22 protein-coding genes are annotated in these 26,355 nt (G+C 71.4%); 15 read left to right on the forward strand and 7 right to left on the reverse strand.

All coding sequences use genetic code 11. The features are described from left to right. Positions 1 to 98 precede the first annotated feature (98 nt). Both VGK78_RS10635 and VGK78_RS10640 read left to right on the forward strand, forming a co-directional pair. The gene (locus VGK78_RS10635) at positions 99 to 761 is read left to right on the forward strand and encodes an SAF domain-containing protein (RefSeq protein ID WP_331527595.1); all 663 of its coding nucleotides are present in this window, start codon (positions 99 to 101) and stop codon (positions 759 to 761) included. Between the two features lie 24 nt (positions 762 to 785). Next, the gene (locus tag VGK78_RS10640; protein ID WP_331527596.1) at positions 786 to 2,039 is read left to right on the forward strand and encodes an AAA family ATPase; all 1,254 of its coding nucleotides are present in this window, start codon (positions 786 to 788) and stop codon (positions 2,037 to 2,039) included. On the opposite strand, the gene VGK78_RS10645 is transcribed toward VGK78_RS10640, so the two are convergent. Further along, the gene (locus VGK78_RS10645; protein ID WP_331527597.1) at positions 2,002 to 3,339 is read right to left on the reverse strand and encodes a hypothetical protein; all 1,338 of its coding nucleotides are present in this window, start codon (positions 3,337 to 3,339) and stop codon (positions 2,002 to 2,004) included. The two genes, VGK78_RS10640 and VGK78_RS10645, sit on opposite strands and share 38 nt — an antisense overlap. Continuing rightward, on the reverse strand, positions 3,336 to 3,707 hold the full coding sequence (locus VGK78_RS10650; protein ID WP_331527598.1) for a hypothetical protein: 372 nt from the start codon (positions 3,705 to 3,707) through the stop codon (positions 3,336 to 3,338). Before VGK78_RS10650 ends, VGK78_RS10645 begins: the two co-directional genes overlap by 4 nt. A 141-nt stretch (positions 3,708 to 3,848) precedes the next feature. On the opposite strand from VGK78_RS10650, the gene pruA reads away from it, so the two are divergent. Next, positions 3,849 to 5,477: an L-glutamate gamma-semialdehyde dehydrogenase gene (gene pruA, locus VGK78_RS10655; protein ID WP_331527599.1), complete on the forward strand. Its 1,629-nt coding sequence runs from the start codon at positions 3,849 to 3,851 to the stop codon at positions 5,475 to 5,477. A 22-nt stretch (positions 5,478 to 5,499) separates the two neighbouring features. Here pruA and VGK78_RS10660 read toward each other — a convergent pair whose 3' ends face one another. After that, positions 5,500 to 6,189: an NAD(P)-dependent oxidoreductase gene (locus VGK78_RS10660; RefSeq protein WP_331527600.1), complete on the reverse strand. Its 690-nt coding sequence runs from the start codon at positions 6,187 to 6,189 to the stop codon at positions 5,500 to 5,502. Positions 6,190 to 6,247: 58 nt separating this feature from the next. Between VGK78_RS10660 and VGK78_RS10665 the strand changes: the two genes are divergently transcribed. Continuing rightward, positions 6,248 to 6,718, forward strand: coding sequence for a MarR family transcriptional regulator (locus VGK78_RS10665; protein ID WP_331527601.1), 471 nt, complete (start codon positions 6,248 to 6,250; stop codon positions 6,716 to 6,718). A gap of 7 nt (positions 6,719 to 6,725) precedes the next feature. On the opposite strand, the gene VGK78_RS10670 is transcribed toward VGK78_RS10665, so the two are convergent. Then, a complete protein-coding gene (locus VGK78_RS10670; protein WP_331527602.1) occupies positions 6,726 to 7,220 on the reverse strand; it encodes a DUF2505 domain-containing protein in 495 nt (164 codons plus the stop codon). 96 nt (positions 7,221 to 7,316) lie between these two features. Here VGK78_RS10670 and VGK78_RS10675 point away from each other — a divergent pair, with 96 nt between their 5' ends. The 5 genes from VGK78_RS10675 to VGK78_RS10695 all read left to right on the forward strand — a co-directional run bounded on the left by VGK78_RS10675 (position 7,317) and on the right by VGK78_RS10695 (position 17,378). Continuing rightward, on the forward strand, positions 7,317 to 12,203 hold the full coding sequence (locus VGK78_RS10675) for an NAD-glutamate dehydrogenase (RefSeq protein WP_331527603.1): 4,887 nt from the start codon (positions 7,317 to 7,319) through the stop codon (positions 12,201 to 12,203). Between the two features lie 150 nt (positions 12,204 to 12,353). Further along, positions 12,354 to 14,093 (forward strand): ABC transporter ATP-binding protein, encoded by a 1,740-nt coding sequence (locus VGK78_RS10680; protein ID WP_331527604.1) that lies wholly within the window; start codon positions 12,354 to 12,356, stop codon positions 14,091 to 14,093. Between the two features lie 70 nt (positions 14,094 to 14,163). Continuing rightward, positions 14,164 to 16,020 (forward strand): ABC transporter ATP-binding protein, encoded by a 1,857-nt coding sequence (locus tag VGK78_RS10685; RefSeq protein ID WP_331527605.1) that lies wholly within the window; start codon positions 14,164 to 14,166, stop codon positions 16,018 to 16,020. 150 nt (positions 16,021 to 16,170) lie between these two features. After that, a complete protein-coding gene (locus tag VGK78_RS10690; protein ID WP_331527606.1) occupies positions 16,171 to 16,683 on the forward strand; it encodes a sigma-70 family RNA polymerase sigma factor in 513 nt (170 codons plus the stop codon). Continuing rightward, positions 16,680 to 17,378: an anti-sigma factor family protein gene (locus VGK78_RS10695; protein WP_331527607.1), complete on the forward strand. Its 699-nt coding sequence runs from the start codon at positions 16,680 to 16,682 to the stop codon at positions 17,376 to 17,378. Before VGK78_RS10690 ends, VGK78_RS10695 begins: the two co-directional genes overlap by 4 nt. A gap of 104 nt (positions 17,379 to 17,482) precedes the next feature. Here the strand turns inward: VGK78_RS10695 and VGK78_RS10700 are convergent, their stop codons facing one another. Continuing rightward, entirely contained in the window at positions 17,483 to 17,881 is a 399-nt protein-coding gene (locus VGK78_RS10700) for a hypothetical protein (protein WP_331527608.1), read from the reverse strand. Between the two features lie 34 nt (positions 17,882 to 17,915). After that, on the reverse strand, positions 17,916 to 20,276 hold the full coding sequence (locus VGK78_RS10705) for a CDP-alcohol phosphatidyltransferase family protein (RefSeq protein WP_331527609.1): 2,361 nt from the start codon (positions 20,274 to 20,276) through the stop codon (positions 17,916 to 17,918). Between the two features lie 87 nt (positions 20,277 to 20,363). On the opposite strand from VGK78_RS10705, the gene VGK78_RS10710 reads away from it, so the two are divergent. Genes VGK78_RS10710 through VGK78_RS10730 form a run of 5 tightly spaced genes read left to right on the forward strand, consistent with a single transcriptional unit; the run spans position 20,364 to position 24,453 of the window. Then, positions 20,364 to 21,371 (forward strand): zinc-dependent alcohol dehydrogenase, encoded by a 1,008-nt coding sequence (locus VGK78_RS10710; RefSeq protein ID WP_331527611.1) that lies wholly within the window; start codon positions 20,364 to 20,366, stop codon positions 21,369 to 21,371. Further along, positions 21,371 to 21,763, forward strand: coding sequence for a 6-pyruvoyl trahydropterin synthase family protein (locus VGK78_RS10715; RefSeq protein WP_331527612.1), 393 nt, complete (start codon positions 21,371 to 21,373; stop codon positions 21,761 to 21,763). Before VGK78_RS10710 ends, VGK78_RS10715 begins: the two co-directional genes overlap by 1 nt. Next, positions 21,760 to 22,833, forward strand: a complete 1,074-nt coding sequence (locus VGK78_RS10720) for a glycosyltransferase family 4 protein (RefSeq protein ID WP_331527613.1) — start codon at positions 21,760 to 21,762, stop codon at positions 22,831 to 22,833. Before VGK78_RS10715 ends, VGK78_RS10720 begins: the two co-directional genes overlap by 4 nt. Beyond that, complete coding sequence (locus VGK78_RS10725) at positions 22,830 to 23,765, forward strand: lysylphosphatidylglycerol synthase transmembrane domain-containing protein (RefSeq protein ID WP_331527614.1); 936 nt, start codon at positions 22,830 to 22,832, stop codon at positions 23,763 to 23,765. The genes VGK78_RS10720 and VGK78_RS10725 overlap by 4 nt, the downstream gene beginning before the upstream one ends. Then, positions 23,758 to 24,453 carry a RibD family protein gene (locus tag VGK78_RS10730; protein WP_331527615.1) on the forward strand — a complete coding sequence of 232 codons (696 nt, stop codon included), beginning with the start codon at positions 23,758 to 23,760 and terminating at the stop codon, positions 24,451 to 24,453. The genes VGK78_RS10725 and VGK78_RS10730 overlap by 8 nt, the downstream gene beginning before the upstream one ends. Here the strand turns inward: VGK78_RS10730 and VGK78_RS10735 are convergent. Next, positions 24,417 to 24,824, reverse strand: coding sequence for a hypothetical protein (locus tag VGK78_RS10735; protein ID WP_331527616.1), 408 nt, complete (start codon positions 24,822 to 24,824; stop codon positions 24,417 to 24,419). The genes VGK78_RS10730 and VGK78_RS10735 overlap by 37 nt on opposite strands. 106 nt (positions 24,825 to 24,930) lie before the next feature. On the opposite strand from VGK78_RS10735, the gene VGK78_RS10740 reads away from it, so the two are divergent. Continuing rightward, positions 24,931 to 26,328, forward strand: coding sequence for an amidase (locus VGK78_RS10740; protein ID WP_331527617.1), 1,398 nt, complete (start codon positions 24,931 to 24,933; stop codon positions 26,326 to 26,328). Positions 26,329 to 26,355: the final 27 nt, after the last annotated feature.

The raw sequence follows: 26,355 nt of genomic DNA on the forward strand, positions 1-26,355 counted from the left end.
GCCATCGTTGCACGAGTGAACGAAGGTCACCCGGCGCACGCGGTCCGGCTGTGGACGAGGGCTGCCGCGCAGGGGTGGTTCGGGGTCAGAATGACCCCGTGAATCTCGGGATCACGGACACGCCTGCCGCGAAGCGGGCGTCGGCACCCGGTTGGCGCGACCCTCGGCTGTGGCTGGGCCTGGTGATCGTGGCCGCGTCCGTCCTCGTCGGCGCGCTCGTCGTGGGCACCTCCGACGACACCGTGCCGGTGTGGGCGGCGGCCGACCCGCTCGGCGCTGGACAGGTGCTGACGGGCGACGACCTCGCCGTACGCCGGGTCCGGTTCGACGACTCCGACGCGGCCAGCCTGTACTTCCGCGCCGACGAGCAGCTGCCGGCCGACCTCAGGCTCAGCCGCGACGTCGGGGCCGGTGAGCTGCTCCCGAGAGCCGCCGTCGGCCCGGCGTCCGAGCACGACCTGCGTCAGGTGCCGGTGTCGGTGGACCCCGGCCAGGTGCCCACGGCGGTCGAGGTCGGGGACACGGTCGACGTCTACCTGCGACCGTCGAGCCGCACCGGCTGCCAGGAGTCCGAGATCTGTGACGGGCGACCGGTCGTGGCCGGGGTGACCGTCCTGGACGCGCCGGCGCGCGACGACGGCTTCGGTGCGGACGGCACGCGGACGCTGGTGCTCGGGATGTCCGGCGGCGAGGCACAGCGGTTCTTCCGGTTGCTCGCCTCCACGGACGACGCCGCCCTCACGGTCGTCGGACGCGGCTGACGGCCGGCCGGCGTGAGGTCTGACGTGGTCGTCGTCCTGGTCGTGGCCGCCGGAGCGGCGTGGGAGTCACCGGTCCTCGAGCGGATCGGCGCGCGCAGCGGGATGGTGGTGCTGAAGCGGTGCGTCGACGTCGACGAGCTGCTCGCCACCAGCAGTGCTGGCCAGGCCGACGCCGCGGTCGTGGCGCTCGACGCGCCCGGCCTCGACCCGCCTGCGGTCGAGGTGCTGCACCGGCACCAGGTGCGCGTGGTGGCCGTGGCGCCCGACACGGAGGAGTCCCGCAGCCGCGCAGCGCGGATCGGCGTCGACGCTCTGGTCGACCGCAACGAGCTCGACGGCCTTCCCGACGCGCTGGAGGACGAGAACGACGGCCCGGCGTTCGACCTGGCGGTCCTCGACGACGCAGACCTGCCGCCCGACCCGGACGACTCCGGCCACGTCATCGCGGTGTGGGGACCCGGCGGCGCGCCCGGTCGCACGACGGTCGCGGCCGGCGTGGCATCGGCGCTCGCGCGGCGAGGGCTGCGCACGACGCTGGTCGACGCCGACCCCTACGGTGGGTCGGTCGCGCAGCACCTGGGTGTCCTCGACGAGGTCTCCGGGCTGCTCAGCGCCGCGCGGCTCACCGGCGAAGGCGCGCTGGAGGCGCGCTTCGGATCGATCGGGCGCGCGCTCGGTGGCCGGTTGACCGTGGTCACCGGCCTGCCCCGGGCCGACCGCTGGCTCGAGGTGCGGGCCGGCGTCGTCGAGCACCTCCTCGAGGTCGCGCGGGCGCACGGGTACGTCGTCGCCGACACCGGGTTCAGCCTCGAGGACGACCCGGCCGGCGACCTCGTCGCCCGCCCCGGCCGCAACCAGCTCACGCTGGGCACCCTCGAGGTGGCCGACGAGGTGCTGGTCGTCGGCACCGCCGACCCGGTGGGGCTCTCGCGGCTGGCGCGGGGGCTCGTCGACCTGCGCGAGCACCGGGCCGGTGCCCCCGTCCGGGTCGTGGTCAACCGGATGCGTCCCAACCTGGGCTGGTCCGAGCGCGAGATCGTCGGCATGGTCGAGGGCTTCGCCCGACTGGCCGGTGTCCACTTCCTGCCTGACGACCGCGATGCCGTCGACCGCGCGCTGACCAGCGGGACGAGCGTGCCGGACGCCGGCGACACGCCGCTGGCCCGGGCGCTCACGGCCCTCGCGGACGCCGTGGTGCCGCCACCGGCTCCGCATCGCCGACGACACGGAGGCCGGCTGCTCAGGAGGAGAACAGCAGGTACAGGCCGCCGACGGTGAAGCAGATCATCGCCCCCAGCAGGGGGAGCTGCCCGGTGAGCTGATGCCGCACGGGCAGCAGCTTGATGGCGCGCTCGTGGGCTGCGATGACACCGACGACGTGACCGGCGACGACCGCGATCACCTTGAGGTCGGCCAGGAACGTCGGGTGGTAGGACAGCCAGTACGGCACGGTCAGTCCGCCGGTGCCGAAGACGTTGCTGCCGGTGCTGAGCGGGTCGCTGGCCTGCACCAGGGTCTGGGTCCCGATCTCGACCAGGTAGCTCAGGTAGTGGGCGATGACGTACCCGATCACGATCGGGATCACCGAGAAGGCCAGCTGGTCGGGCAGCCGCCTCCGCGACTGCTCGGGCCCGACGCCGGTGGCCGCGCAGGCCACCCAGAAGATCACGCCGACCGCGACGCAGAAACCGAGCAGGCCGAGGTTGTTCTGCAGGTACGTCGACCAGCCGTTGTCCTGGGTGAACCTCAGCCATCGCGGTGACTCGCGGAAGGCGTCGAAGGCCGTGCTCCCGAACAGCACCGCGATCACACCGATCAGCCCGGGGGTCGCCGGAGTGGAGTCGAGGTTGGCCAGGGGGCTGCGGAGCACCAGCCGGCCGTGCCGACGTCCCCACACCGACACCTGGGCGACCAGCGAGGAGTAGACCTCGAACGGGTCGGCGCGCGCATAGAAGGTGTTCCCGAACAGCGCGCCGCCGATGATCATCACCCCCAGGTAGATGCCGCACCACAGGCGCACCGGCGAGAGGTCGACGTTGTGGGTGTAGACGAGCTCCATCCAGACGAAGGCCAGCAGGCCGAGGGCCGCCGGCCACATCCCGAGCCGCTCGGGGTAGCGGAAGACGCCCTCGTCGGGTTCGCCACCGGAGACCCGGGCGATGCCGGTGCTGATCAGCCGGAAGGGGCTGATCGACCTCCAGACGCGGCCGAAGAGGAGCGAGGCGACGGGCACGCCGACCCAGATCCAGACGTAGAAGATGCCGAAGATCGGGTTGATCAGCAGGTCCTTGCCGAACACCGCCACCAGGACCAGGTAGACCAGAGCGAGCAGCCCGATCAGCCGGAGGAGACCCCGCCACCAGACCGAGTCGACGAACGCCGAGAGCCATCGCGGCGCAGTGCGGCCGCTGGTGGCGGCGTCGTACCGCGGACGGCGCCAGGCGATCGCCAGGACCACGAACGAGACGGCCACCGCGATCGCCGCCCCGGTGATCGCGAGCCCCCGCGAGATCGGCAGGTCCTGGGCACCGCCGAGCCCGTGCTCGGGGAGGAGACCTCCGATGACGAGCCCGGTCACTTCACCTGCAGCTGGAAGAGCACCTTGTCGAGGGTGTGCGACTCGACGGTGACGATCCCGGGCGTGGTGATGGGCTTGACGGCGATCGTCGAGGAGCCCTTGTCGTACTCGAACTCCTGCTCCGGCGACGAGTGGACGTGGATCTCGCCGGGCTTGTCGGCGGTGACGTCCAGCTCGATCCGCTGGCCCACGGCGACGTCGTACCGGTCGCCGTTGGGGGTGACGCTCTCACCACTGAACGTGACGTCGATGACCTTGGTCGGAAGGTGCGACGGGTCCTGCGCCGAGGAGCCGCTCCCGCCACCGCACGCCGTGAGGGTGAGGGAGGTGAGCAGGACGACCGCGACGGCGGCGACCAGACGACGCATGGGGGTGTGGCCCTTTCTCGCACGGACTCTTCGGGCCCGCCGGTGGGCCGCTGCCAGAATCCCATGCGGGACAAGCTGGGTCGGATCCGGGTTTCTGAGGGCGAATTGAGTGGCGGGTCGTGGTCTGACAGCATCGCCGACATGGACGCCGTCACCCATCCGCCGCACCCGGTCAACGAGCCGAACCTCACCTACGCGCCCGGCACCCCCGAGCGGAAGGAGCTCGAGCAGGAGCTGGACCGCCAGCAGCGTCGGCAGGTGTCGCTGCGCGCGCACATCGGCGGTCGCCGGCGCAACGGAGGCGGCGCGGAGATCCCGGTGGTCCAGCCGCACAACCACCAGCACGTCCTGGGGGTCATGAAGAACTCGACCACCCGCGACGCCGAGGCCGCGATCAAGGCCGCGAAGGACGCCGCCCTCCCGTGGCAGCGGATGCCGTTCGACGAGAAGTGCGCGATCATCCTCAAGGCCGCCGCCCTGCTCGCCGGGCCGTGGCGCCAGCGGATCAACGCCGCGACCATGCTCGGCCAGTCCAAGACGGCGTTCCAGGCCGAGATCGACGCGGCGTGCGAGCTGATCGACTTCTGGCGGTTCAACGTCCACTACGCCAAGCAGATCCACGCCGAGCAGCCGATCGCGAACAGCCCCGGCGTGTGGAACCGCACCGACTACCGGCCGCTCGAGGGTTTCGTCTACGCGATCACGCCGTTCAACTTCACCGCGATCGCCGGCAACCTCCCGACCGCTCCGGCACTGATGGGCAACACCGTCATCTGGAAGCCGAGCCCCACGCAGCAGCTCGCCGCGAGCCTGACCATGGAGCTGCTCGAGGAGGCCGGCCTGCCGCCGGGCGTCATCAACCTGCTCCCCGGTGACGGGCTCGAGGTCTCGAAGGTCGCGCTGACCCACCCCGACCTCGCGGGCATCCACTTCACCGGCTCCACGGCGACCTTCCAGCACCTGTGGCGGACCGTCGGCGAGAACATCTCGTCGTACCGCTCGTACCCGCGGATCGTCGGTGAGACCGGCGGCAAGGACTTCGTGGTCGCCCACCCCAGCGCCGACATCGACGTGCTGCGGACGGCGCTGATCCGCGGCTCGTTCGAGTACCAGGGGCAGAAGTGCAGCGCGGCCTCCCGTGCGTACGTCGCCAAGTCGGTGTGGGCGCGGATGAAGGACCAGTTCCTGGCCGAGGTCGAGGGGCTGACCATGGGCGACGTCACCGACCTGTCCAACTTCATGGGCGCCGTCATCGACGACCGCGCGTTCGCCAAGCAGAAGACGGCGATCGCTCGCGCCAAGCGCAACAACCACCTGAGGATCCTGGCCGGTGGTCAGCTCGACGACTCGGTCGGGTACTTCGTCCGCCCGACGGTCATCGAGTCGACCGACCCGAAGGACCAGATGTTCAACACCGAGTACTTCGGACCGATCCTCGCCGTCCACGTGTACGACGACAGCCGCTACGACCGGGTCCTGCAGCAGATGGAGTCGTTCGCGCCGTACGCGCTGACCGGCTCGATCATCGCCCAGGACCGGCGTGCGATCGCCGACGCGCGGCGCGACCTCCGGTTCGCGGCCGGCAACTTCTACATCAACGACAAGCCGACCGGCGCGGTGGTCGGGCAACAGCCGTTCGGCGGCGCCCGGGCGAGCGGCACCAACGACAAGGCCGGCGCCCCGCAGAACCTGATGCGGTGGACCAGCCCGCGGTCGATCAAGGAGACCTTCGTCCCGCCGACCGACTACCGCTACCCCCACATGGGCTGAGCTCGGCCTCGTTCGACCCTGCTCAGCCGAAGGCCTCGTTCAACATCATCCGCAGCATCGACGGCCGGACCTCCGTGGTGGTGACGGCGACGTGGCGGCCGACGTAGCGGTCGTCCCGCAGCATCTCGAGCATGCTCGCAGCGAGGTCGGAGCGCGCGGTGAAGACGCCCGGCGCCTCGTCCTCGTCGAGGCGGTACGCCGTGGGGGCCGGCAGGTCGAACAGCCCCGAGGGCCGCATCACGGTCCAGGCGAGGGCACTGTCCCTGACGAGATCCTCCATGGCCCGCATGTCGGCGTACGTCGTGCGGCCGATCGTCCGGGTGACCAGCGGCTGGAGAACGCGGTTGAGCAGGAAGCCGCCGTCCGCGTGGTGGTGGGGGTACGTCGCACTGCTGCTGACCACGACCAGGCGCTTCACGTCGGCGGCGGCCATCGCGTCCGCGATCGTGCGGGTGCCCTCGGAGTAGACCGTGATGGGGTCCCTCGTGGACGGCACCCCGAGGGTCGAGAGCACGGCGTCCGCGCCGGTGATCGCGCCGGCGACCGCTGCCGGGTGGTGGACGTCCGCGCCGGCCACGGTGAGGGCGGGGTGGGCGAGCGGGTACTCCTCGGGCCGCCGCGTGACCGCGACGACCTCGTGTCCCTGGTCGAGGGCGGCGGCGGTGAGGAGGCGACCGGTCGAGCCGTGGGCCCCGAAGACGGTGATGCGCATGACGTGCTCCTAACTAGTATGAAAATCATATGATATGAGAATCGTATAGCATGGGCGGATGACCTCCCCGAGTGCGTCCCGGGAACGCCGGAGGCTGGCCGCTGAGGCCAAGGCGACGCTGCGCGAGCTCCGGATCGAGCTCGCCCTGCTGAACCACCGGATCAGCGGGCTGGCCAGGTTGCGCGACGTCGACCTCGACTGCCTCGACGTCCTGGTGCGCCAGGGGTCGATGACCCCGACGGAGCTGGCGCGTCGTACCGGCGTGCACCCCGCGACGTTGACCGGAGTCCTGGCCCGGCTCGAGACCGCCGGCTGGCTGGTCCGTGCACGAGGTGAGCACGACCGCCGGTCGGTGGAGCTGTGCCCGGTGCCCGAGCGGGTCCGCGAGATCTTCGGCCACTACGCCGGCATGAACGCGGCGCTCGACCAGATCCTCGACGACTACTCAGCCGAGGACCTCGGCGTGATCGTGGACTTCCTGCAGAAGTCCTCGGCTGCCGGACGCCGGGAGACCGAAGCCCTCGACTGACCCGTCGTCAGATCCGCCACTCCCCGCGGAGCCACTTGACGCCGACCTTGTTCTCGGCGTCGAAGGACTTCGTCACGAAGCCGGCGACCAGGTCCTCGAGCTTGCCGCCGATCAGCGGGACGCCGACCTTCACGGCCAGGTCGATCTGCTGGACGACGTCGGCTCCGGACTGGGTCAGGTGGGTTGAGCCGGTCATCTCGCCCGGCTTGCCGGGGATGGCCACGTGGACGTCGGCGCCGGAGGGCGACGACCACGACTCCTCCTGCACGAAGCGGATCTCGTTGCCGACCATCTTCTGAGCGAACGACGGGATGCGGTCGGTGCCGTGCGCCTGCTCGAGCCTCACCCGCATGCCGCTGCCGTTCGGAGTGATGTCGACGGAGAAGTCGGCCACCCGCTGGTAGTCCCCGACGGCCTTCCGGTACGCCGGATCCGCGAGCATCGCGTACACGTCGTCGACCGTCGTCCCGGGATAGGTCAGGGTGTGGCTCACGCGCTTCATGGGCGTCATCATGCCCGTCCACGGGCCTGCGTGTCGGATCAGCCGCACGTCGGCTTTGTCCCGACCAACGGCGAGTCCTAATGTCGGATTGTGTCAATGACGACCGACCGGTTCGACTCAGAGAAATCCCATCTGCTCACCCAGGCGATCGCCCTCGCGGAGCGCAGCACCGGCTCCGGCGGTCCGCCCAAGAGCGAGGTCGGTCCGCTCCTCGAGGCCTACTACCGGCACGTCGCCATCGACGACCTGGTCGACCGCACCGCGGAGGAGCTGTACGGCGCCCTCGTCTCGCACTACCGCACGGCCGAGTCGCGCCCGCAGGGGACCGCCAGCGTCCACGTCTTCACCCCCACCCTGGCCGAGCACGGCTGGTCCGCGGGTGGCCACTCCGTGGTCGAGGTCATCACCGACGACATGCCGTTCCTCGTCGACTCCGTGGTGATGGAGCTGACCCGCCAGCAGCGTGACGTCCATCTGGTCGTGCACCCCCAGTTCGACGTGACCCGTGACGTGACCGGCCGGCTCGAGCACATCGCCTGCCCGGACAACGAGTCCTCGCCCCCGCCGGAGGGCGCCGAGCGCGAGTCGTGGATGCACGTCGAGATCAGCAGGGTCGGCCACGACGAGGACGTCGACGCGATCGCCACCGACCTCGAGCGGGTGCTGCGCGACGTCCGCGAGTCCGTCGAGGACTGGGAGCGGATGCGGCAGCAGATCACCGAGATCGTCGACGGGCTCCAGAGCTCCCCGCCGTCGACCCTGTCCACCGACGAGATCGCCCGGGGCCGGGAGTTCCTCGAGTGGCTGGCCGACGACCACTTCACCTTCCTCGGCTACCGCGAGTACCACCTCGAACGTGAGGGCGAGGACGAGTACCTCCGCGGGGTCCCCGGCAGCGGGCTCGGCATCCTCCGCGACGACCCGGACCTCTCCGCCGTCGGCAAGCTGCCCGAGAAGGCCGCCGAGGTCGCACGCGAGCACGAGCTGCTGGTGCTGGCCAAGGCCAACTCGCGCGCCACGGTGCACCGCCCGGCGTACCTCGACTACATCGGTGTGAAGACCTTCGACGAGAAGGGCGAGGTCACCGGCGAGCGACGCTTCCTCGGCCTCTTCTCCAGCGCGGCCTACACCGAGTCGGTCTGGCACGTCCCGCTGCTGCGCGAGAAGGCCGTCGACGTGCTCAAGAAGGTCGGCCTCGACCCGCGCAGCCACGCCGGCAAGGCGCTGATCGACACCCTCGAGACCTACCCCCGCGACGAGCTGTTCCACACCCCCGTCGACGAGCTCGCCTCGATGTCGAGCCGCGTGATGGAGACCCGCGGCCGGCGTCAGCTGCGGACCTTCGTACGCCGCGACACCTACGGCCGCTACGTCAGCGTCCTGGTGTTCCTGCCGCGCGACCGCTACAACACCGCCGTCCGCGAGCGGTTCTCCGAGATCCTCAAGGAGAGCTTCGGGGGCGAGTCGATCGAGTTCACCGTCCGGATGAGCGAGTCGACGACCGCACGTGTCCACTTCGTGGTGCACCCGGCCAAGGGGGAGAAGATCCCCGACGTCGACGTCTCCGAGCTCGAGCGGCGGCTGACCGACGCATCCCGCTCGTGGCGTGACGACTTCACCGCCGCGACCGTCGCCGAGTTCGGCGAGGACGTCGGCTCGCGGCTGGCCCGCAGCTTCGAGTCGTCGTTCCCCGAGGCCTACAAGGAGGACTTCTCGGCGGCGACCGGGGCGCTCGACCTGGCTCGTCTCGAGGCGCTCGGTGATGCCGGCACCGACCTGTCCCTGTTCTCGCCGCTGGACGCCGCCCGGGGCGAGGCGCGGCTGAAGGTGTTCCGCCGCGGGGCGTCGATCTCTTTGTCGGAGGTGCTGCCGGCGCTGTCCTCGATGGGGGTCGAGGTCGTCGACGAGCGGCCCTACCAGCTCGACCACACCGACCACCCGTCGTACATCTACGAGTTCGGGCTGCGCTACCCGCCCGGCATGCCCGACCACGCGCGCGAGCCGTTCCAGGACACGATCCGAGCCGTCTGGGACGGCTACAACGAGATCGACGGGTTCAACGCGCTGGTGCTCGCGGCCGGTCTGACCTGGCGGCAGGCGACGGTGCTGCGTGCCTACGCGAAGTACATGAAGCAGGGCAACAGCCCCTTCGCCGTGGACTACATCGAGGAGGCGCTGCGCGGGAACACCGACATCACCCGGCTCCTCGTGCAGCTCTTCGAGGCGCGCTTCGACCCCGGGCGCAACGGTCTGGGCGCCGACGCCGAGGCGCGTACGGCGCGGGTCGAGGAGGTCCGGGGCCGGATCGAGAAGGCGCTCGACGACGTCGCCAGCCTCGACCACGACCGCATCCTCCGGTCCTACCTGACCCACATCAACGCCACCCTGCGCACCAACTACTTCCAGACCGCCGGCGGCTCCTCACGTGGCGAGCACCATACGTACATGTCGTTCAAGCTCGAGCCGTCGGAGATCCCCGAGCTGCCGCAGCCGCGGCCGCGGTTCGAGATCTTCGTCTACTCCCCGCGCGTCGAAGGCGTGCACCTGCGCTTCGGCGCGGTCGCCCGCGGCGGCCTGCGCTGGTCCGACCGGCGCGACGACTTCCGCACCGAGGTGCTCGGCCTGGTCAAGGCGCAGATGGTGAAGAACACCGTGATCGTGCCGGTCGGCGCGAAGGGCGGGTTCTTCTGCAAGCAGCTGCCCGACCCGGCGGATCGTGACGCGTGGCTCGCCGAAGGAGTCGCCTGCTACAAGACCTTCATCTCCGGCCTCCTCGACATCACCGACAACCTGGTGGAGGGCGCCACGGTCCCGCCCCGGGACGTCGTACGCCACGACGGGGACGACTCCTACCTGGTGGTGGCCGCCGACAAGGGCACCGCGACGTTCTCCGACATCGCCAACGGCGTCGCGAAGGACTACGGCTTCTGGCTCGGCGACGCCTTCGCGTCCGGCGGCTCGGTCGGCTACGACCACAAGGCGATGGGCATCACCGCGCGTGGTGGCTGGGTGTCGGTGCAGCGGCACTTCCGCGAGCGCGGCATCGACTGCCAGACCGAGGACTTCACCTGCGTCGGCATCGGCGACATGTCCGGTGACGTGTTCGGCAACGGCATGCTCTGCTCGGAGCACATCCGGCTGGTGGCGGCGTTCGACCACCGCGACGTGTTCCTCGACCCCGACCCCGACGCAGCGAAGTCGTTCGCCGAGCGGAAGCGGATGTTCGACCTGCCGCGCTCGAGCTGGCAGGACTACGACACGGCTCTGATCTCCGAGGGTGGCGGTGTCTACTCGCGTTCTCTGAAGTCGATCCCGATCAGCCCTCAGGTACGCCGCGCGCTCGGCCTCGACGAGTCGGTCGCCAAGCTGACGCCCGCGGAGCTGATGAAGGCGATCCTCCAGGCGCCCGTCGACCTGCTCTGGAACGGCGGCATCGGCACCTACGTGAAGTCCGCCGACGAGACGCACGCCGCCGCCGGCGACAAGGCCAACGACGCGATCCGCATCGACGGCAGCCAGCTGCGGGCCCGGTGCGTGGGGGAGGGCGGCAACCTCGGCCTCACCCAGCTCGGCCGGATCGAGTACGCCGTGCAGGGCGCGGACGGTCACGGTGGCGCCATCAACACCGACTTCATCGACAACTCCGCCGGCGTCGACACCTCCGACCACGAGGTGAACATCAAGATCCTGCTCGACCGCGTGGTCGCCGACGGCGACCTGACCGAGAAGCAGCGCAACCACCTGCTGGCGGAGATGACCGACGAGGTCGCCTCGCTGGTCCTGCGCGACAACTACGAGCAGAACCTCGCGCTCGCCAACGCCGCCGCCAACGCCCCCTCGCTGCTCCACGTCCACGAGGACTGGATGCGCACGCTGGAGAAGAAGGGCGTGCTCAACCGAGAGATCGAGGGCCTGCCGACCTCGCGCGAGGTCCGTCGCCGGCTCGACCGCGGCGAGGGCCTCACCGCACCCGAGCTGTCGGTGCTGCTGGCCTGGACCAAGATCGTGCTCGCCGACGACCTGGTCGGGTCGGACCTGCCGGACGACCCCTACTGCCACGTCGACCTGGTGAGCTACTTCCCGACCCAGCTCAAGGAGGGCTTCGAGTCCGCGATCGCCAGCCACCCGCTGCGCCGGGAGATCATCGTGACCCAGGTCGTCAACGACCTGGTCAACGGTGCCGGGATGACGTACTGGCCGCGGCTGGCCGGCGAGACCGGCGCGTCGCCGGAGGAGCTGACCCGGGCGAACTTCGTCGCCCGCGAGATCTTCGGCTCCCTGCCGCTGCGCGAGGAGCTGCAGACCTACGACAACGACCTGGACGCCGCCTGTCAGACCCGGATGCGGATCGAGATGCGGACCCTGGTCGAGCGTGCCTCCCGGTGGCTGGTCAACAACCGCCGGCCTCCGCTCGACAGCCAGGCGACGGTCGACTACTTCCGCGAGCCGGTGCAGCAGCTGATGGCCGAGCTGCCGTCGCTGCTGACCGGTCGCGAGCTGCGGGCCTACGAGGGCCGGATGTCCCGGCTGGTCGAGCAGGGGGTCCCCGAGGACCTGGCCTCCCGCGTCGCGGTGCTCCACCCGGCGTACCAGCTGCTCGGCATCCGCGAGATCGCCGACCGCCTGGAGCTCGACCCCGTCGCGGTCACCCGGCTCCACTTCGCCCTCGGGGAGCGACTCGGCCTGCCCGACCTGGTGTCGCGCATCCTGGCTCTGCCGCGCGACGACCGGTGGCAGACGATGGCGCGGGCGGCGTTGCGCGACGACGTGTACGCCGTCCACGCCCAGCTGACCGCCCAGGTGCTGCGCGACACCGATCGCGCCGACTCCGTGCCGGCCCGCATCCAGGAGTGGGAGGACGGCGACACCGTGGTGGTCTCACGCGCGGCGTCCACGCTGGAGGAGATCTGCGCCGACGACAACGCCGACCTCGCCCGGATGTCGGTGGGCCTGCGCGTCGTCCGTGGCCTCCTGGCCAACTGAGCCGGCTGTCAGCGTGTAAGGACCACTTCCGGGCGGCGCGTCGTACCAATCGATTGGTGGGGCGTCGGTGCCCAGGGTTAGGCTCGACCAACGATGCCTGCCGATCCGCGTTCACCGACCCACGGTCCGACCGCCCATCCACCCGCCAGCGTGAAGTCGCTCTGGCGGCTGCGCTCCTACCTCCGGCCGCACGTCGGTTCGCTGCTGATCATGCTGGTCACGTCGATGACCGGCGTCGGGGTGTCCATCGCGATCCCCTTGGTGATCAAGGCCCTGATCGACGGCCCGATCCGCCACCACCACAGCAGCGGTCTGGTGCCGCTCGGCCTCGGCGTGCTCGGTCTCGGGGTGCTCGAGGCGGTCCTGATCTGGTGGCGCCGCTGGGTCCAGTCCAATGCCGTGCTGTCGGTCGAGACCGAGCTCCGGCGCGACCTCTACGACCGGCTCCAGGAGCTCCCGATGAGCTTCCACAGCCGGTGGCAGTCGGGCCAGCTGCTCTCGCGGGCCACCACCGACCTGTCGGCGATCCGCCGGTTCAGCGGGTTCGGGATGCTGTTCCTCCTGGTCAACATCACCCAGGTGACGGCCACCACGCTCGTCCTGCTCCACATGTACTGGCCGCTCGGCCTGGTCGTGGCCGCGACCGCCGCCCCGATCGTGTGGCTGTCGATGCGCTTCGAGAAGCGGTACGTCGTGGTCTCGCGACGCGTGCAGGACCAGCAGGGCGACCTCGCCACCCTGGCCGAGGAGGGCGCGGTGGGCATCCGGGTGATCAAGTCGTTCGGGCGGTCCGGCCACGTCGGTCGGCAGTACGACGAGGCCGCGCAGCGGCTCTGGGACACCAGCATCGACAAGGTGAAGCTGTCGGCGAAGTTCTGGACCTTCCTGGAGATGATCCCCAACTGCGCGGTGGTCATCGTGCTGCTGCTCGGCGCGATCGGCGTGGGCCGCGGCCAGCTCACGCCCGGTGAGCTGGTCGCCTTCATCACGCTGATGCTGTCGCTGGTGTGGCCGGTGGCCTCGCTCGGCGTGATCCTGGCGATGGCCCAGGAGGCGATGACCTCGGCCGCCCGGGTGCTCGAGATCTTCGACACGGTTCCCGACATCGTCAGCGGCACGGCCGTGCCCTCGTCGGCGCAGCAGTCACGCGGACACCTGCGGTTCGAGCACGTCGACTTCACGTTCCCGGGCTCCGACACCGTTGTGCTGCGCGACGTCAACCTCGACGTCGCGCCCGGGGAGACGGTCGCCCTGGTCGGCGCCACCGGCTCCGGCAAGACCGCCCTGACCTCGCTGGTCCCGCGGCTGTACGACGTGTCCGGTGGCCGGGTGACGATCGACGGCGTCGACGTCCGCGACTACTCGCTGAAGGAGCTCCGCTCTCTGGTCGCCACGGCGTTCGAGGAGCCGACGCTGTTCTCGATGTCCGCCCGCGAGAACCTCACCCTCGGCCGGGCCGACGCCACCGACGAGGAGATCGAGCAGGCTCTCGAGGTCGCCCAGGCCGGCTTCGTCCACGACCTGCCGTGGGGCCTCGACACGCGTATCGGCGAGCAGGGCATGTCGCTGTCCGGCGGCCAGCGGCAGCGGCTCGCGCTCGCCCGCGCCGTGCTCGCCGAGCCCAAGGTGCTGGTGCTCGACGACACGCTGTCGGCGCTCGACGTGCACACCGAGAAGCTGGTCGAGGAGGCGCTGCGCCGGGTGCTCGCCGAGACCACCGGCCTGGTCGTCGCCCACCGTGCCTCGACCGTGCTGCTCGCCGACAAGGTGGCCCTGCTCGAGGACGGCACGATCACCCACGTCGGCCAGCACCGCGAGCTGCTCGCGACCGTGCCGGCGTACCGCGAGCTCCTCGCCGCCGACTCCGACGAGCTCGAGGAAGCATCGTGAAATTCACCCCACGACGTTCTTCGCCTCCCCCGCTCCGCTCCTCCGTCGAACAACGCCGTGGGGACCCCGAATGACCTCGGCAGACGTGACCTCCACGCCCCCGGTCGAGGAGGGCCAGGAGTGGCGCGGCGTCGCGGCCGACGACCTCGAGGAGATCAGCGCCGAGACGTCGGCCAAGCTCGCGGGCCGGTCACGGCGGCTGCTCACCGACCTGCTCCGCCCGCACCGCAAGCCCCTGCGCCTGATGCTCCTGGCGGTCGTCATCGAGAACGCCGCGCGGCTGTCGATCCCGCTGCTGGTGGCCAAGGGGATCGACGTCGGCATCCCGCCGATCCGCACCCACAACGACCTGAAGCCGCTGATGATCGTGGTCGGCATCGTGCTGGTCGCGACGGTCATCCAGGCGCTGGCCCGCAACGTGTTCCTGGTGCGCTCGGGGACGATCGGGCAGGACATCCTCTTCGAGATCCGGCACCGGGTGTTCCGCCACTTCCAGAAGCTGAGCCCGGCGTTCCACGACTCCTACACGTCGGGCCGGGTGATCTCACGTCAGACCTCGGACGTCGACGCCATCTACGAGATGCTCGAGAGCGGCTTCGACGGGCTGTTCACCGCCGCCCTCACCCTGGTCGGCACGGCCGGTCTGCTGCTCTACCTCGACCTGAAGCTCGGCCTGGTGGCGCTGCTGTGCGGCCCGTTCCTGGCGTGGGCGACCAACTGGTTCCGCAAGGAGTCCGCGTCCAGCTACCGGGTCACCCGCGAGAAGGTCGCCCTGGTCATCGTGCACTTCGTCGAGTCGATGAACGGCATCCGGGCCGTCCAGGCCTTCCGCCGCGAGCCGCGCAACCAGGAGATCTTCGACGACGTCAACGACCAGTACCGCGCCGCCAACCTGGTCGCGTTCCGGCTCGTCGCATGGTTCATGCCCGAGATCCGGATGATCGGCAACCTCACCATCGGCGTCGTGCTGCTGTACGGCGGCTACCTCGCCTACCAGGGCCAGGTCACCGTCGGCGTCCTCGCGGCGTTCCTGCTCTACCTGCGGCAGTTCTTCGAGCCGATGATGGAGATCTCGCAGTTCTACAACACCTTCCAGTCGGCCTCGGCGGCTCTGGAGAAGATCTCCGGCGTCCTCGAGGAGGAGCCCGGCGTCCCGGAGCCGACCGACCCCGTCGCGCTGCCCGAGGCGCGCGGCGACCTCCGCTTCGACCACGTGCGGTTCGCGTACGTCGAGGGCGTGCACGTCCTGCCCGACCTCGACCTCTCGATCCCGTCGGGGCAGACGGTGGCGCTCGTCGGCACCACCGGCGCCGGCAAGACCACGATCGCCAAGCTCGCCACCCGCTTCTACGACCCCGTCGCAGGAGCGGTCACCCTCGACGGCGTCGACCTGCGGTCGCTGACCTCGGAGGACATGCACCGTTCGGTGGTGATGGTGACCCAGGAGAACTACCTCTTCTCCGGCTCGATCTCCGACAACATCCGCTTCGGGCGCCCGGAGGCGACTCAGGAGCAGATCGAGGCGGCGACCCGGGCGATCGGCGCCCACGGCTTCATTGCCGCCCTGCCCGACGGCTACGACACCCACGTCTCCAACCGCGGGGGCCTGCTCAGCGCCGGTCAGCGACAGCTGATCGCGTTCTCCCGGGCGTTCCTCGCCGACCCGGCGGTGCTGATCCTCGACGAGGCGACCTCGTCGCTCGACGTACCGTCCGAGCGGCTCGTGCAGCGGGCGCTGCGCACGATCCTCTCCGGACGCACCGCGGTGATCATCGCCCACCGGCTGTCGACGGTCGAGATCGCCGACCGGGTGCTGGTGCTCGAGCACGGCCACATCGTCGAGGACGGCTCCCCGGCCGAGCTGATCGAGGGCGGCGACGGCCGCTTCTCCGACCTCCACCAGGCCTGGCTCGCCTCACTCGCCTGATCGTGTGCAGGAGGCGGTGAGGCAGGACCCGTTTCCGTCACGGAAACCGATCCCAGCTCACCGCCGCCGGGGAGCCAGCGATTTTGCACGGTCCCGCGGCATCATTGAACCGATCGGTCCGCGGCTCCGTATACCGCGTGAGGAGGTGTGATGGCCGAGAGCCCTGACGTCGTGATGCAGCGCCTGCACGACGACCATGCCGGCGCGCTCTGGGGCCACTGTCTGCGCCTCACCAACAACGACCGTGCCCGCGCCGAGGACGTGTGCCAGGAGACCCTCCTGCGCGCCTGGCGCAACGCCTCCCTCCTCGACGAGAGCCAGGGGTCGGTGCGCGCCTGGCTCTTCACGGTGGCCCGCAACATCGTCATCGACGAGTCGCGCACCCGCCGGGCCCGCTCCGAGATCCCGATGGGCGAGCTCCCCGAGCCGGCATCCACCGACGACGCGAGCGACGAGCTGCTGATGACCTGGGTGGTCGCCGACGCGGTCACCCGCCTCTCGCCCGAGCACCGTGCGGTGCTGCAGGAGACCTACTTCAAGGGCCGGCCCGTCGCCGAGGCCGCCCGTCGCCTGGGAATCCCCGAAGGAACAGTGAAATCACGCACGCACTACGCCCTCCACGCCCTCCGGCTCGCACTGGAAGAGATGGGGGTGGTGGCATGAACCCGCCGATCACCGGATGCCCGTACGAGACCTGGGACGGCTCCTACGTCCTCGGCTCGCTGTCACCGGCCGAGCGTCGTGAGTTCGAGGCGCACCTCGACGGCTGCGAGCACTGCTCGCGCGCGGTCCGCGACCTGGCCGGACTGCCTGGCCTCCTCGGCCGGATCGGTCCGGAGGTCTTCGACGCACCCGAGCCCGAGCCCGTCCCCGAGACGCTGCTCCCGCGGCTCTCCCGCGCCGTACGCCGCCAGCAGCAGCGCCGCACCTGGCTCACCGCCGGGATCGCCGCGGCCGCCGCCGTTGCGGTCACGACGGGTGGGGCGCTCGCCCTCGACCGGCCTTCGAGCACTCCGTCGGCCGACTCCAAGCCGCCCGTGGTGCAGCCGTCGGGGCGCATCATGACCCAGGTCGCCCGCGACCCGATGACCGCCCGGGTGGCGCTGACGTCAGTGCCGTGGGGCACCCGCCTCGACGTCACCTGCAACTACCCGCCCGGCGCTGTCATCTACGAGGGAGGTGCCTACGCCCTCGTGGTGCACACCAAGGACGGTCGCAGCGAGCGCGTCGCCACCTGGAACGGACTGCCCGGCAAGTCGATGCAGGTCTCCGGCGCGACCTCGGCGTGGAAGAAGGACATCTCCTCGGTCGTGGTCACCAAGCTGGACGGCAGCCCCGTCGCCGAGCTGACGCTCTGACGACAGTCGACGACGCCGACCCGCCCCACGCTGACCCCGAAGACGTCATACGGACGGAGCCATCTATGGCTCCGTCCGTATGACGTCCCGGGAGTGGCGCAGACTCAGCCGGCGACGGTGCGGCGCTCGCGGCGCTCGCTGGTCTGCGAGGTGCGGATCTCACGCGTCGTCGCGTACAGGCCGGCGAGGATGGCGACGACCTCGGAGGCGGCGGCCACCCAGATGTAGGGGCCCTGCCACTTCTCGTGGTCGCCGAACAACCCGGCGCTCGTGGTCGCGATCGCGAAGCCACCGAGCGTGGTCGCTCCCATGCCGAAGGCCAGGAACGGGGCGAACCAGTGCTTCCAGGTGAAGAGGAGCACCGCGATCACCACCCCGGCCACGATGTTGACCACGAACAGCGGACCGATCACGTTGACGTGGCGCATCCCGCTCAGCCACTCGTAGAGGTGGACGTACGCCGACACCAGAACGGCGATCGCGGCGAGGATTCGTACGGTCATGGGTTCCAACTCCGATCCGGGGCCCGGGGTGCCCTCACCTGGAGACACGAGGCAGCAGGCCGGTCGGTTCGATCAGCGGGTCAGAAGGCGCGGGGCCGAAGGCCCTGAGGAACCGGTCGCGGAAGCGGTCCATGCGCAGCACCGGACCGTCGGAGCGCGGGCGCAGCCCGGGCGACCAGTCCCAGCCCGAGATCCGGTCGAGCACCTTCGGGTCGTGCGCGACCAGCGAGACCGGCACGTCGTGGGACACGCCGATGCCGCTGACGTTGCTGTTCGGCTGGTGGTCGCCGAGGACGACCATGACCAGGTTCTTGTCGTGTGCGTGGCGGACGAAGGAGACCAGCGAGCGCAGCGAGTAGCGGATCGACCGCGCATAGTCCCGCTGCTGGTCGGGGCCGCCGAGCAGCTGGAAGAACGACGTGTGGCTCGGCTGCATCCCGTCGTACACCGACCCGTCGCCGAGCTGGTTCCACGGCACGAGCCGCGGGAGGGGCGTCCACGGAGTGTGGCTGGAGACCAGGTCGATCTCGGCCATCACCGGGTCGCGGTGGGCGTGGGCGAGCTCGCGCTCCGCGAAGGCTCTCAGCGTGAATTGGTCAGGAACCTGGGCGTAGCTGAAGCGCGGTCCGCGGTAGCCGACGTTGCCTGCGTTGTACATCTGGTCGAACCCGTAGAACCGCCGGCCCTGCTCCCAGGCGCCGTCGTCGGACGGGATGTCGCTGACCGTGCGCCAGCCCGCACGGCCGAACGCGCGGGTCAGGGTCAGTCGGCTGCCCGAGAGCACCTGGTCGTAGCGCTGCTGGGAGTCGATCCAGAGTCCGGTCTGGAGCGTGGAGTGGGCCAGCCAGCTGATCCCGCCGAACGTCGGGGACCGCAGCCAGGCGCTGCGCGTCCGGAAGCCCATCGACCGCAGGCTGGTCGTTGAGCCGGCCAGGGTCTGCTGGACCATCGGCGCGAACCACGAGTTCTCGACCGCGACGCGCCCGTAGCTCTCGACGAACACCACCAGCACGTCCTTGCCGCGCAGGCCGGTGAGCAGGTCGCGACCCGGGGCGAGCGCGTACGAGTCGTGGGCGAGCTCGTGCTCGAAGACCGCGCGGTCGCGCAGGTCGGCCCGGACCTCGTGGACCTGCCACTGCACCAGGGACGCGGCCGGAGCCGAGGCGACCGGCACGCCGGAGACCCGAGCGTCGCCGATACCTGCCACGGCCCAGACCAGGGCCAGCGCGACGACCGCCCGCGACCACAGCCGGGGGGCCCGGTGCGCGGAGCGCTGCACCCGCGTCGTCGCCCACACCGACAGGGAGAGCGCCAGACCGACCAGGAGTACGACGCCGCCGACGGCCAGGACCTGCCCCACCCGGCCGGCCGACCGGTGCACCAGGTCCAGACCGGAGCCGACGTACCCGGGGTCGCTGATCGGGTTGAAGGGCCGGTCGAAGGTCTCGTAGAAGCCGAGATCGAGCCCGGTGATCAGCACGGTGACGGTGAGCAGCAGCCCGCCGAGGACGGCCATGGTCCGCCCCCACCACCGGGGCAGGACGACGGCGAGCGCGACGAACACCAGGAGCTCGAGAGGGATGCCGAGCACCGCGGTCAGGGAGAGCTGGTCGGGTCGACGGGGCACGGTCAGCGCCAGCCAGACCACGACGACCGCCACGGTGTCCATGAGCGGACGCACCACTGGCGACCGGACGAAGGCCCGGGCGCTCCGCGCCCGCCACAGCACGAGGACCTGGTGGCCGAAGGACTCGGCCAGCAGGGCCAGGGAGATGAGCGCGACGGCCATCGCCGACGGCGGTGCGAGCACGTCCGCTGCCACGATCGTCAGCACGACCCCCTGGATCGCGGCGACGACCTTCGCCCACCGGCGCGGCGGCGTCGGTCCGGTCAGCCACGGCCACGCGGCGCCGGCCAGCAGCAGCAGGTAGCGGGCCAGCCCGATCAGCAGCACCCACGGCCCGACCAGGGGCACGGCGTACACGCTGAGCACGAGGATCAGGAACGCGTCGGTCTCCATGTCGAGGGCCGCGCCGAACCGGCTGACCTCGCCCCGGCGGCGGGCGAGCCGACCGTCGACGAGGTCGGTGGCGAGGGCGACCGCAGCCAGGACGACGACCAGTCCGCGCGGGACGGGGTCGCTCCAGGACTGGGCGACCAAAGCGGCGATGGCGGCGGTGAGCGTGGCCCGGGCGAGGGTGACGCCGTTGGCCGCGCCGAGACGCGCCAGCCCCGCACGGCGTACGCCGCGCTCGACGAGCAGCCAGGTGGCGAGCGCCACCACCGCCCCCGCGACGAGCGCGCCGGCGCCGAGGCCGGGCGCCACCGCCAGTGCGAGCAGCAGGGCGGCGGTCCCCGGCAGTACGGTCAGAGGACCGACATGAACCGTTCGCACCCTGCCTCCGTATCTCCGGTTACCAGTCATACGAGGGCGGGTCGGCGTCGGTTCAGGAAACCAACGCCGGACGTGGAGGGAGCCGACGTGTCACGAACGGCCCACGCTCTGTGGCTGCGTGAGCCCGGCTCCGGTGAGATCCGCTCCCTGGATCTCCCGGAGCCGGGTGCGGGGGAGGTGCTCGTCCGGACGCTCGTGTCCGGCGTCAGCCGCGGCACCGAGACCCTGGTGTTCCGTGGTGGCGTTCCCGAGAGCCAGTACGCCGCGATGCGGGCACCCTTCCAGGACGGCACCTTCCCCGCTCCGGTCAAGTACGGCTACCTCAACGTCGGCGTCGTCGAGACCGGTCCGGACGACCTGCGCGGCCGCACGGTCTTCTGCCTCTACCCCCACCAGACGGCGTACGTCGTGCCGGTCGAGGCGGTCAGCGTGGTCCCGGCCGACCTGCCTCCTCGCCGCGCGGTGCTCGCCGGCACGGTCGAGACCGCAGTCAACGCGCTCTGGGACGCCCGTCCGCTCGTCGGCGACCGGGCCGCGGTCGTCGGCGCCGGGATGGTCGGCCTCTGTGTGACGCGGCTGCTCGCCCGCATCCCGGGCGTCACTGTGACCGTCGTCGACACCGACCCGAGCCGGGCCGAGGTCGCCGAGGCGTTCGGTGCCCGGTTCGCCCGGCCCGGCGACGCACCGGACGACCTGGACGTCGTCGTGCACGCGAGCGGCACCGCCGCCGGCCTCCAGCTGTCCCTGGACCTGCTCGCCGCGGACGGGGTGGTCACCGACCTCAGCTGGTACGGCGACACCCCGGTCCGGCTGGAGCTCGGCGGGCGCTTCCACTCCGACCGGCTCGGCATCCGGGCCAGCCAGGTCGGCGAGGTCGCACGGGCGCGCCGCGGTCGTCGTACGCGGGGCGACCGGACGGCGCTCGCCCTCCGCCTCCTCGCGGACCCGGCCTTCGATGCGCTCCTGACCGGCGAGTCGGAGTTCGAGGAGCTGCCCGAGGTGATGGGAAAGCTCGCGTCGGGCTCCATCCCCGCGCTCTGCCACACGATCACCTACCCCGCCCTCGACGCCGCCGACTCGCCCGGGACACGCTGATGTTCGAGGTCACGGTCAGCGACCACATGATGGTTGCGCACAGCCTGCGGGGAGAGGTGTTCGGCCCGGCCCAGGCGCTGCACGGGGCGACGTACGTCGTCGAGGCGGCGTTCGCCCGGGAGGACCTGGACTCCGACGGCATCGTGCTCGACATCGGCCAGGCGGCCGAGGCGCTGCACGAGGTGCTGTCCGACCTGACCTATCGCAACCTCGACATTTTGGAGTCCCTGGCCGGGCTCAACACCACCACCGAGGTGCTGTGCCGCGAGATCGCCGACCGGCTCGCGGCGCGAGTCCACGACGGTGCTCTGGGCGTCCACGACCTGACCCGCATCCGGGTCACGCTGCGCGAGACGCCGAACGCCTGGGCCAGCTACGAGCGGGAGCCATGAGTCCCGCTCGCGACCTCTACGCGGTGCTCCCCGAGAGCGTCGACGACCCGGCCCGGCCCAGTGGCGGGAACGTCTACGACCGCCGGGTCCTCGACGGCCTGGCTGCGGGCGGCCGTCCCGTCACCGAGCTGCGCGTCGGCGGTGCCTGGCCGACGCCCGAGCCCGCCGACCTGCACGCCCTGCAGGAGCTGCTGTGCGGCATCCCCGATGGCTCGGTGGTCCTCGTCGACGGGCTGATCGCGTCCCGGGCGGCCTCCGTCCTGTGTGAGTACGCCGCGCGGCTGCGCCTGGTGGTCCTGCTCCACATGCCGATCGGCCCGGATCCCGATGAGGAGCTGGTGCTCACCTCCGCGCGGGCGATCCTGGCCACCAGCGCCTGGACGCGGCAGCGCGTGCGCGGCTGGTACGGGCTGCGTCGGGTGGACCTCGCGTTGCCGGGTGTCGACCGGGTCGCCCCGTTCGCGCCCCGCGCGAACCCCGGCGGCGGTACCTCGTTGCTGTGCGTGGCCGCGGTCCACCCGGGCAAGGGGCACGACGTGCTGTTCGAGGCGCTCGCGAGGCTCGGGGACCGTGCCTGGAGGCTGACCTGCGTCGGCTCGCTCGACGTCGACCCCGATCACGTCGCCACGCTGCAGACCCAGGTCTACGCCCGGTCCTGGGAGCGACGCGTGGTCTTCACCGGGCCCCTCACCGGGGGTGCCCTGGCCGCGGCGTACCACCATGCCGACCTGCTGGTGCTGCCGTCCCGGTCGGAGAGCTACGGCATGGTCGTGGGGGAGGCACTCGCCCACGGCGTGCCCGTGGTGGCCAGCGAGGTGGGCGGTGTCCCCGAGGCGATGGGACGGGTCCCCTTCGTCCCGATGCCCGGGCTCCTGGTGCCGCCCGAGGATCCGGAGGCGCTCGCCACCGCACTACGCGCCTGGCTCGACGACCCCGGCCTGCGCGAACGCCTCGTGCAGACGGTCGAGCGACGCCGCCCGCGCCTGCGCGGCTGGGACGAGACGGTGGCCGACGTCACCGCGGTGCTGGACCGCGTCGCCGGGGACCTGCCGATCGGCGGACGCCGATGAGCCGCCGCGTCCTGGCACTGCTGCGCCTGCTCGGCGGGCTGCTCGTGCTCGGGGTGCTGGTCTGGCGCTTCGGCACCGGACCGTTCGACGACGCCTGGCGGGTCACGACCTGGGGGTCGGTCGCCGGCGCGCTCCTGCTCACCGGGCTGGCCACCGTCGCGAACGCCTGGCGGTGGCGGGTGATCGCGCACGCACTCGGCGTACCGCTCACGCCCGCCGGCTCGGTCGCGGCGTACTACCGCTCGCAGTTCCTCAACGCCACCCTGCCCGGCGGCGTGCTCGGCGACGCCCACCGCGGCGTCCGGCACGGTCGCGACGCCGGAGACCTCGGAGCCGGGCTCCGGGCCACGGTCTGGGACCGGGTCACCGGGCAGCTGGTGCAGGCGGCACTGCTGGTGGTCGCCCTGGTCGTGGTCCCGACCCCGTTGCGGGTCTGGGCGCCGGTCGTGGGGGCCGGGCTGGGGGCGGTGGCGCTCCTCACCGCGTGGCTCGCCCGCCGGGCGGGCTCGATCGGCGTGGTGGGGGACGACGTAAGGCTCCTCCTCCGGCCGGCGGTAGGCGGCCGTGTGGTCGCCGCCTCGTGCGCGTCCACGGCGGCCCATGCGGCGGTCTTCCTGGTCGCGGTGTCCGCGGTCGGGGTCGACGCGTCACCCGGGCTGCTGGCGACGATCGCCCTGGCTGTGCTCGTCGGCTCGGCGGTCCCGCTGAACGTCGCCGGCTGGGGTCCGCGCGAGGGCATCACCGCCGGCATCTTCGCCCTGGCCGGTCTCGGGTCGTCGACCGGGCTGACCGTGAGCATCGTGTTCGGCGTCCTGGCCGCGGTCGCGACCGTGCCCGGCCTGCTGGTCCTGCTCGCCGACACCGTCCTACGCCGCCGCCGCAAGGCCACACTGTCCCCCACGCGCGAGCTCGAGGAGGCGCGCCGTGGCTGACCGGCCCTACACACTGCTCAGCTGCAGCATGTCCATCGACGGGTACATCGACGGCACGACCGAGAGCCGGCTGCTGCTCTCGAACGACCTCGACTTTGACCGGGTCGACGAGGTGCGGGCCGGGGTCGACGCGATCCTGGTCGGTGCCACGACCGTCCGCAACGACAATCCCCGTCTGCGGGTCCGCGACGCCGAGCGCCGCCGGACCCGATGTGACCGCGGTCTGCCAGAGCACCCGCTCAAGGTGACGGTCACCCGCCGCGGCCGACTGGACCCGTCCCAGCGGTTCTTCGCCGACGACGGCACCCGCAAGCTCGTCTACGCCAACACGCGTGTCGTGGAGCCGCTCAGCGCGCGGCTGGGCGGCGTGAGCGAGGTCGTCGACGGGGGCGACCCGGTGCGGATGGAGGACCTCGTCCGCGACCTGCACGTTCGCGGCGTACGCCGGCTGATGGTGGAGGGCGGAGGCACCGTGCACACCCAGTTCCTGGCCGCCGACCTGGTCGACGAGCTGCAGCTGGTGGTGGCGCCGTTCTTCGTCGGCGACTCCGGCGCACGGCGCTTCGTCGGGGAGGGCCGCTACCCGTGGCACCCCGGGCGCCGGGCGACGCTGGCCGAGACCCGGCAGCTCGGCGACGTGGTGCTGCTGCGCTACGCCCTGTCCGACCGGTTCGCACCGACCGACTGAACACGCGCGAGGACGGGTGCCGGCTCGGGGTCCTCGAGCATGATCGCGAGGCCGGCGACGATCGCGACGATCTCGACGGTGGCCGCTGCGAACACCGAGAACCCCGCCCACTTTTCGTGGTCGCCGAACAGGCCGATCGTGCTGGCCAGCGTGAACGCCCCGAGCGTGGACGCGCCGAAGCAGGCGGCGAGCACGCCGGCGCCGGCGTGGCGCCAGCGCACCAGCAGCACCGCGATGACGAGGCCGCCCGCGACGTTCGCCAGGAACGCATGGCCGATCACGTGGACGGATCGCATGCCTTGGAACCACAGGGTCAGGTGGATCGCCACGGAGGAGAGGACGGCCACGGCCGCGAGGTAGCGCATTGTCATGCCGGGTGACACGGGTGACCGGCACCGTCGGTTCGATCCCGGCGCGAGATTTCACCTTCGGCCCCGGCTCACCGCCCGGAGCCGGACTGCCCTCTAGGGTTCCACTGTGACCGACGTGCCGCCGAGCGCAGCCGAGATCGTCGACCGGGTCGCGAACGGCTCCACGACGCACGAGGCCGAGGTCGCCCGGGCCCTGACCGCCATCGAAGCGGGGAACGACCGGCTCAATGCGTTCTCCGTCGTGCTCGCCGACGGGGCGCGTGAGGAGGCGCGGCAGCGGGACCGGGACGAGGGGGGCGGCCCGTTGTCCGGCGTCCCGGTCGCGATCAAGGAGGAGCTCGACGTCGCCGGCTGCGTGACGACGTACGGCGGTCGGGGCAACAGCACGCCGGCGGCCGAGGACGGCGAGGTCGTACGCCGGCTCCGCGCCGCCGGGGCGATCGTCGTCGGCAAGACGCAGATGCCGGAGTTCGGCGCGTTCCCGTACACCGAGTCGGTCGCGCACGGCTACACCCGCAACCCGTGGCGTACGGCGTTCTCGCCGGGCGGGTCCAGCGGCGGCTCGGCGGCCGCGGTGGCGGCCGGCATGGTGCCGGTCGCGATGGGCGGCGACGGCGGCGGCTCGATCCGCATCCCCGCGGCGTGCTGTGGCGTGTTCGGTCTGAAGCCGCAGCGCGGCCGGGTGACCAGCGCGCCGCACGAGCACCTCTGGTGGGCCCTCGGGACGGCCGGACCGCTCACCAGCACCGTCCTCGACTCCGCGATCGTCTACGACGTGATCGGGGGCCACCTGCCCGTCGACCGGTGGCGGGCCGGCGAGGTCGGCTCCTTCACCGAGGCCGCCCAGAAGGAACCAGGTCGGCTCCGCATCGGGTGGAGCGTGACCCCGCCGACCAAGGGCCTGCGCCCGCATGCCGACCACGTCGCCGCCGTCCGGGACACCGCACGCCTGCTGGCCGACCTCGGCCACGACGTGCACGAGGTCGACCCGCAGTACCCGGACACGACGCTCGCGTTCGTTCCTCAGTTCCTCGCCGGGATCCGGAGCGAGGCCGCGGAGGTGGAGCACCACGACCGGCTGGAACGTCGTACCCGCGAAACCTGCCGGCTCGGCTCCTGGGTGACCCCGAAGGTCGTCGACCTCGCCCTGAGGGCGACCGAGCGGGTGTCGGCGAAGGCCAACCGCTTGTTCACGGCCGTCGACGTCCTGCTCACGCCGACCACCGCCCACCGGCCACCGCGTGTCGGCATCCTGGACCGGACGGGCACCGTCCGAGCCGGCCTCCGGTCGTTCCCCGCGATCACCTACACCGCGATCTGGAACGTCGCCGGCAACCCTGCCTGCTCCGTCCCGGCGGGCACCGGCACGGACCGGCTGCCGGTCGGCGTTCAACTGGTGGCCCCGACCGACGGCGAGGAGATCCTCTTCTCGCTGGCCGCACAGATCGAGATGGCCCGCCCGTGGGCCCTCGTCGCTCCCGGCTTCCTCGGGTCGTCCGCCTGAGCGGAAGCCAGAGGTGCCGCTCAGGCG

Source organism: Nocardioides sp., from assembly GCF_036503465.1.
GTDB lineage: Bacteria > Actinomycetota > Actinomycetes > Propionibacteriales > Nocardioidaceae > Nocardioides.

Excerpts from the sequence above, each read along its gene's own strand:
- VGK78_RS10650 (WP_331527598.1), bottom strand. The coding sequence starts at position 3,707 with ATGCGTCGTCTGGTCGCCGCCGTCGCGGTCGTCCTGCTCACCTCCCTC.
- pruA (WP_331527599.1), top strand. The coding sequence starts at position 3,849 with ATGGACGCCGTCACCCATCCGCCGCACCCGGTCAACGAGCCGAACCTC.
- VGK78_RS10660 (WP_331527600.1), bottom strand. The coding sequence starts at position 6,189 with ATGCGCATCACCGTCTTCGGGGCCCACGGCTCGACCGGTCGCCTCCTC.
- VGK78_RS10665 (WP_331527601.1), top strand. The coding sequence starts at position 6,248 with ATGACCTCCCCGAGTGCGTCCCGGGAACGCCGGAGGCTGGCCGCTGAG.
- VGK78_RS10670 (WP_331527602.1), bottom strand. The coding sequence starts at position 7,220 with ATGAAGCGCGTGAGCCACACCCTGACCTATCCCGGGACGACGGTCGAC.
- VGK78_RS10675 (WP_331527603.1), top strand. The coding sequence starts at position 7,317 with ATGACGACCGACCGGTTCGACTCAGAGAAATCCCATCTGCTCACCCAG.
- VGK78_RS10685 (WP_331527605.1), top strand. The coding sequence starts at position 14,164 with ATGACCTCGGCAGACGTGACCTCCACGCCCCCGGTCGAGGAGGGCCAG.
- VGK78_RS10690 (WP_331527606.1), top strand. The coding sequence starts at position 16,171 with ATGGCCGAGAGCCCTGACGTCGTGATGCAGCGCCTGCACGACGACCAT.
- VGK78_RS10695 (WP_331527607.1), top strand. The coding sequence starts at position 16,680 with ATGAACCCGCCGATCACCGGATGCCCGTACGAGACCTGGGACGGCTCC.
- VGK78_RS10700 (WP_331527608.1), bottom strand. The coding sequence starts at position 17,881 with ATGACCGTACGAATCCTCGCCGCGATCGCCGTTCTGGTGTCGGCGTAC.
- VGK78_RS10715 (WP_331527612.1), top strand. The coding sequence starts at position 21,371 with ATGTTCGAGGTCACGGTCAGCGACCACATGATGGTTGCGCACAGCCTG.
- VGK78_RS10720 (WP_331527613.1), top strand. The coding sequence starts at position 21,760 with ATGAGTCCCGCTCGCGACCTCTACGCGGTGCTCCCCGAGAGCGTCGAC.
- VGK78_RS10725 (WP_331527614.1), top strand. The coding sequence starts at position 22,830 with ATGAGCCGCCGCGTCCTGGCACTGCTGCGCCTGCTCGGCGGGCTGCTC.
- VGK78_RS10735 (WP_331527616.1), bottom strand. The coding sequence starts at position 24,824 with ATGACAATGCGCTACCTCGCGGCCGTGGCCGTCCTCTCCTCCGTGGCG.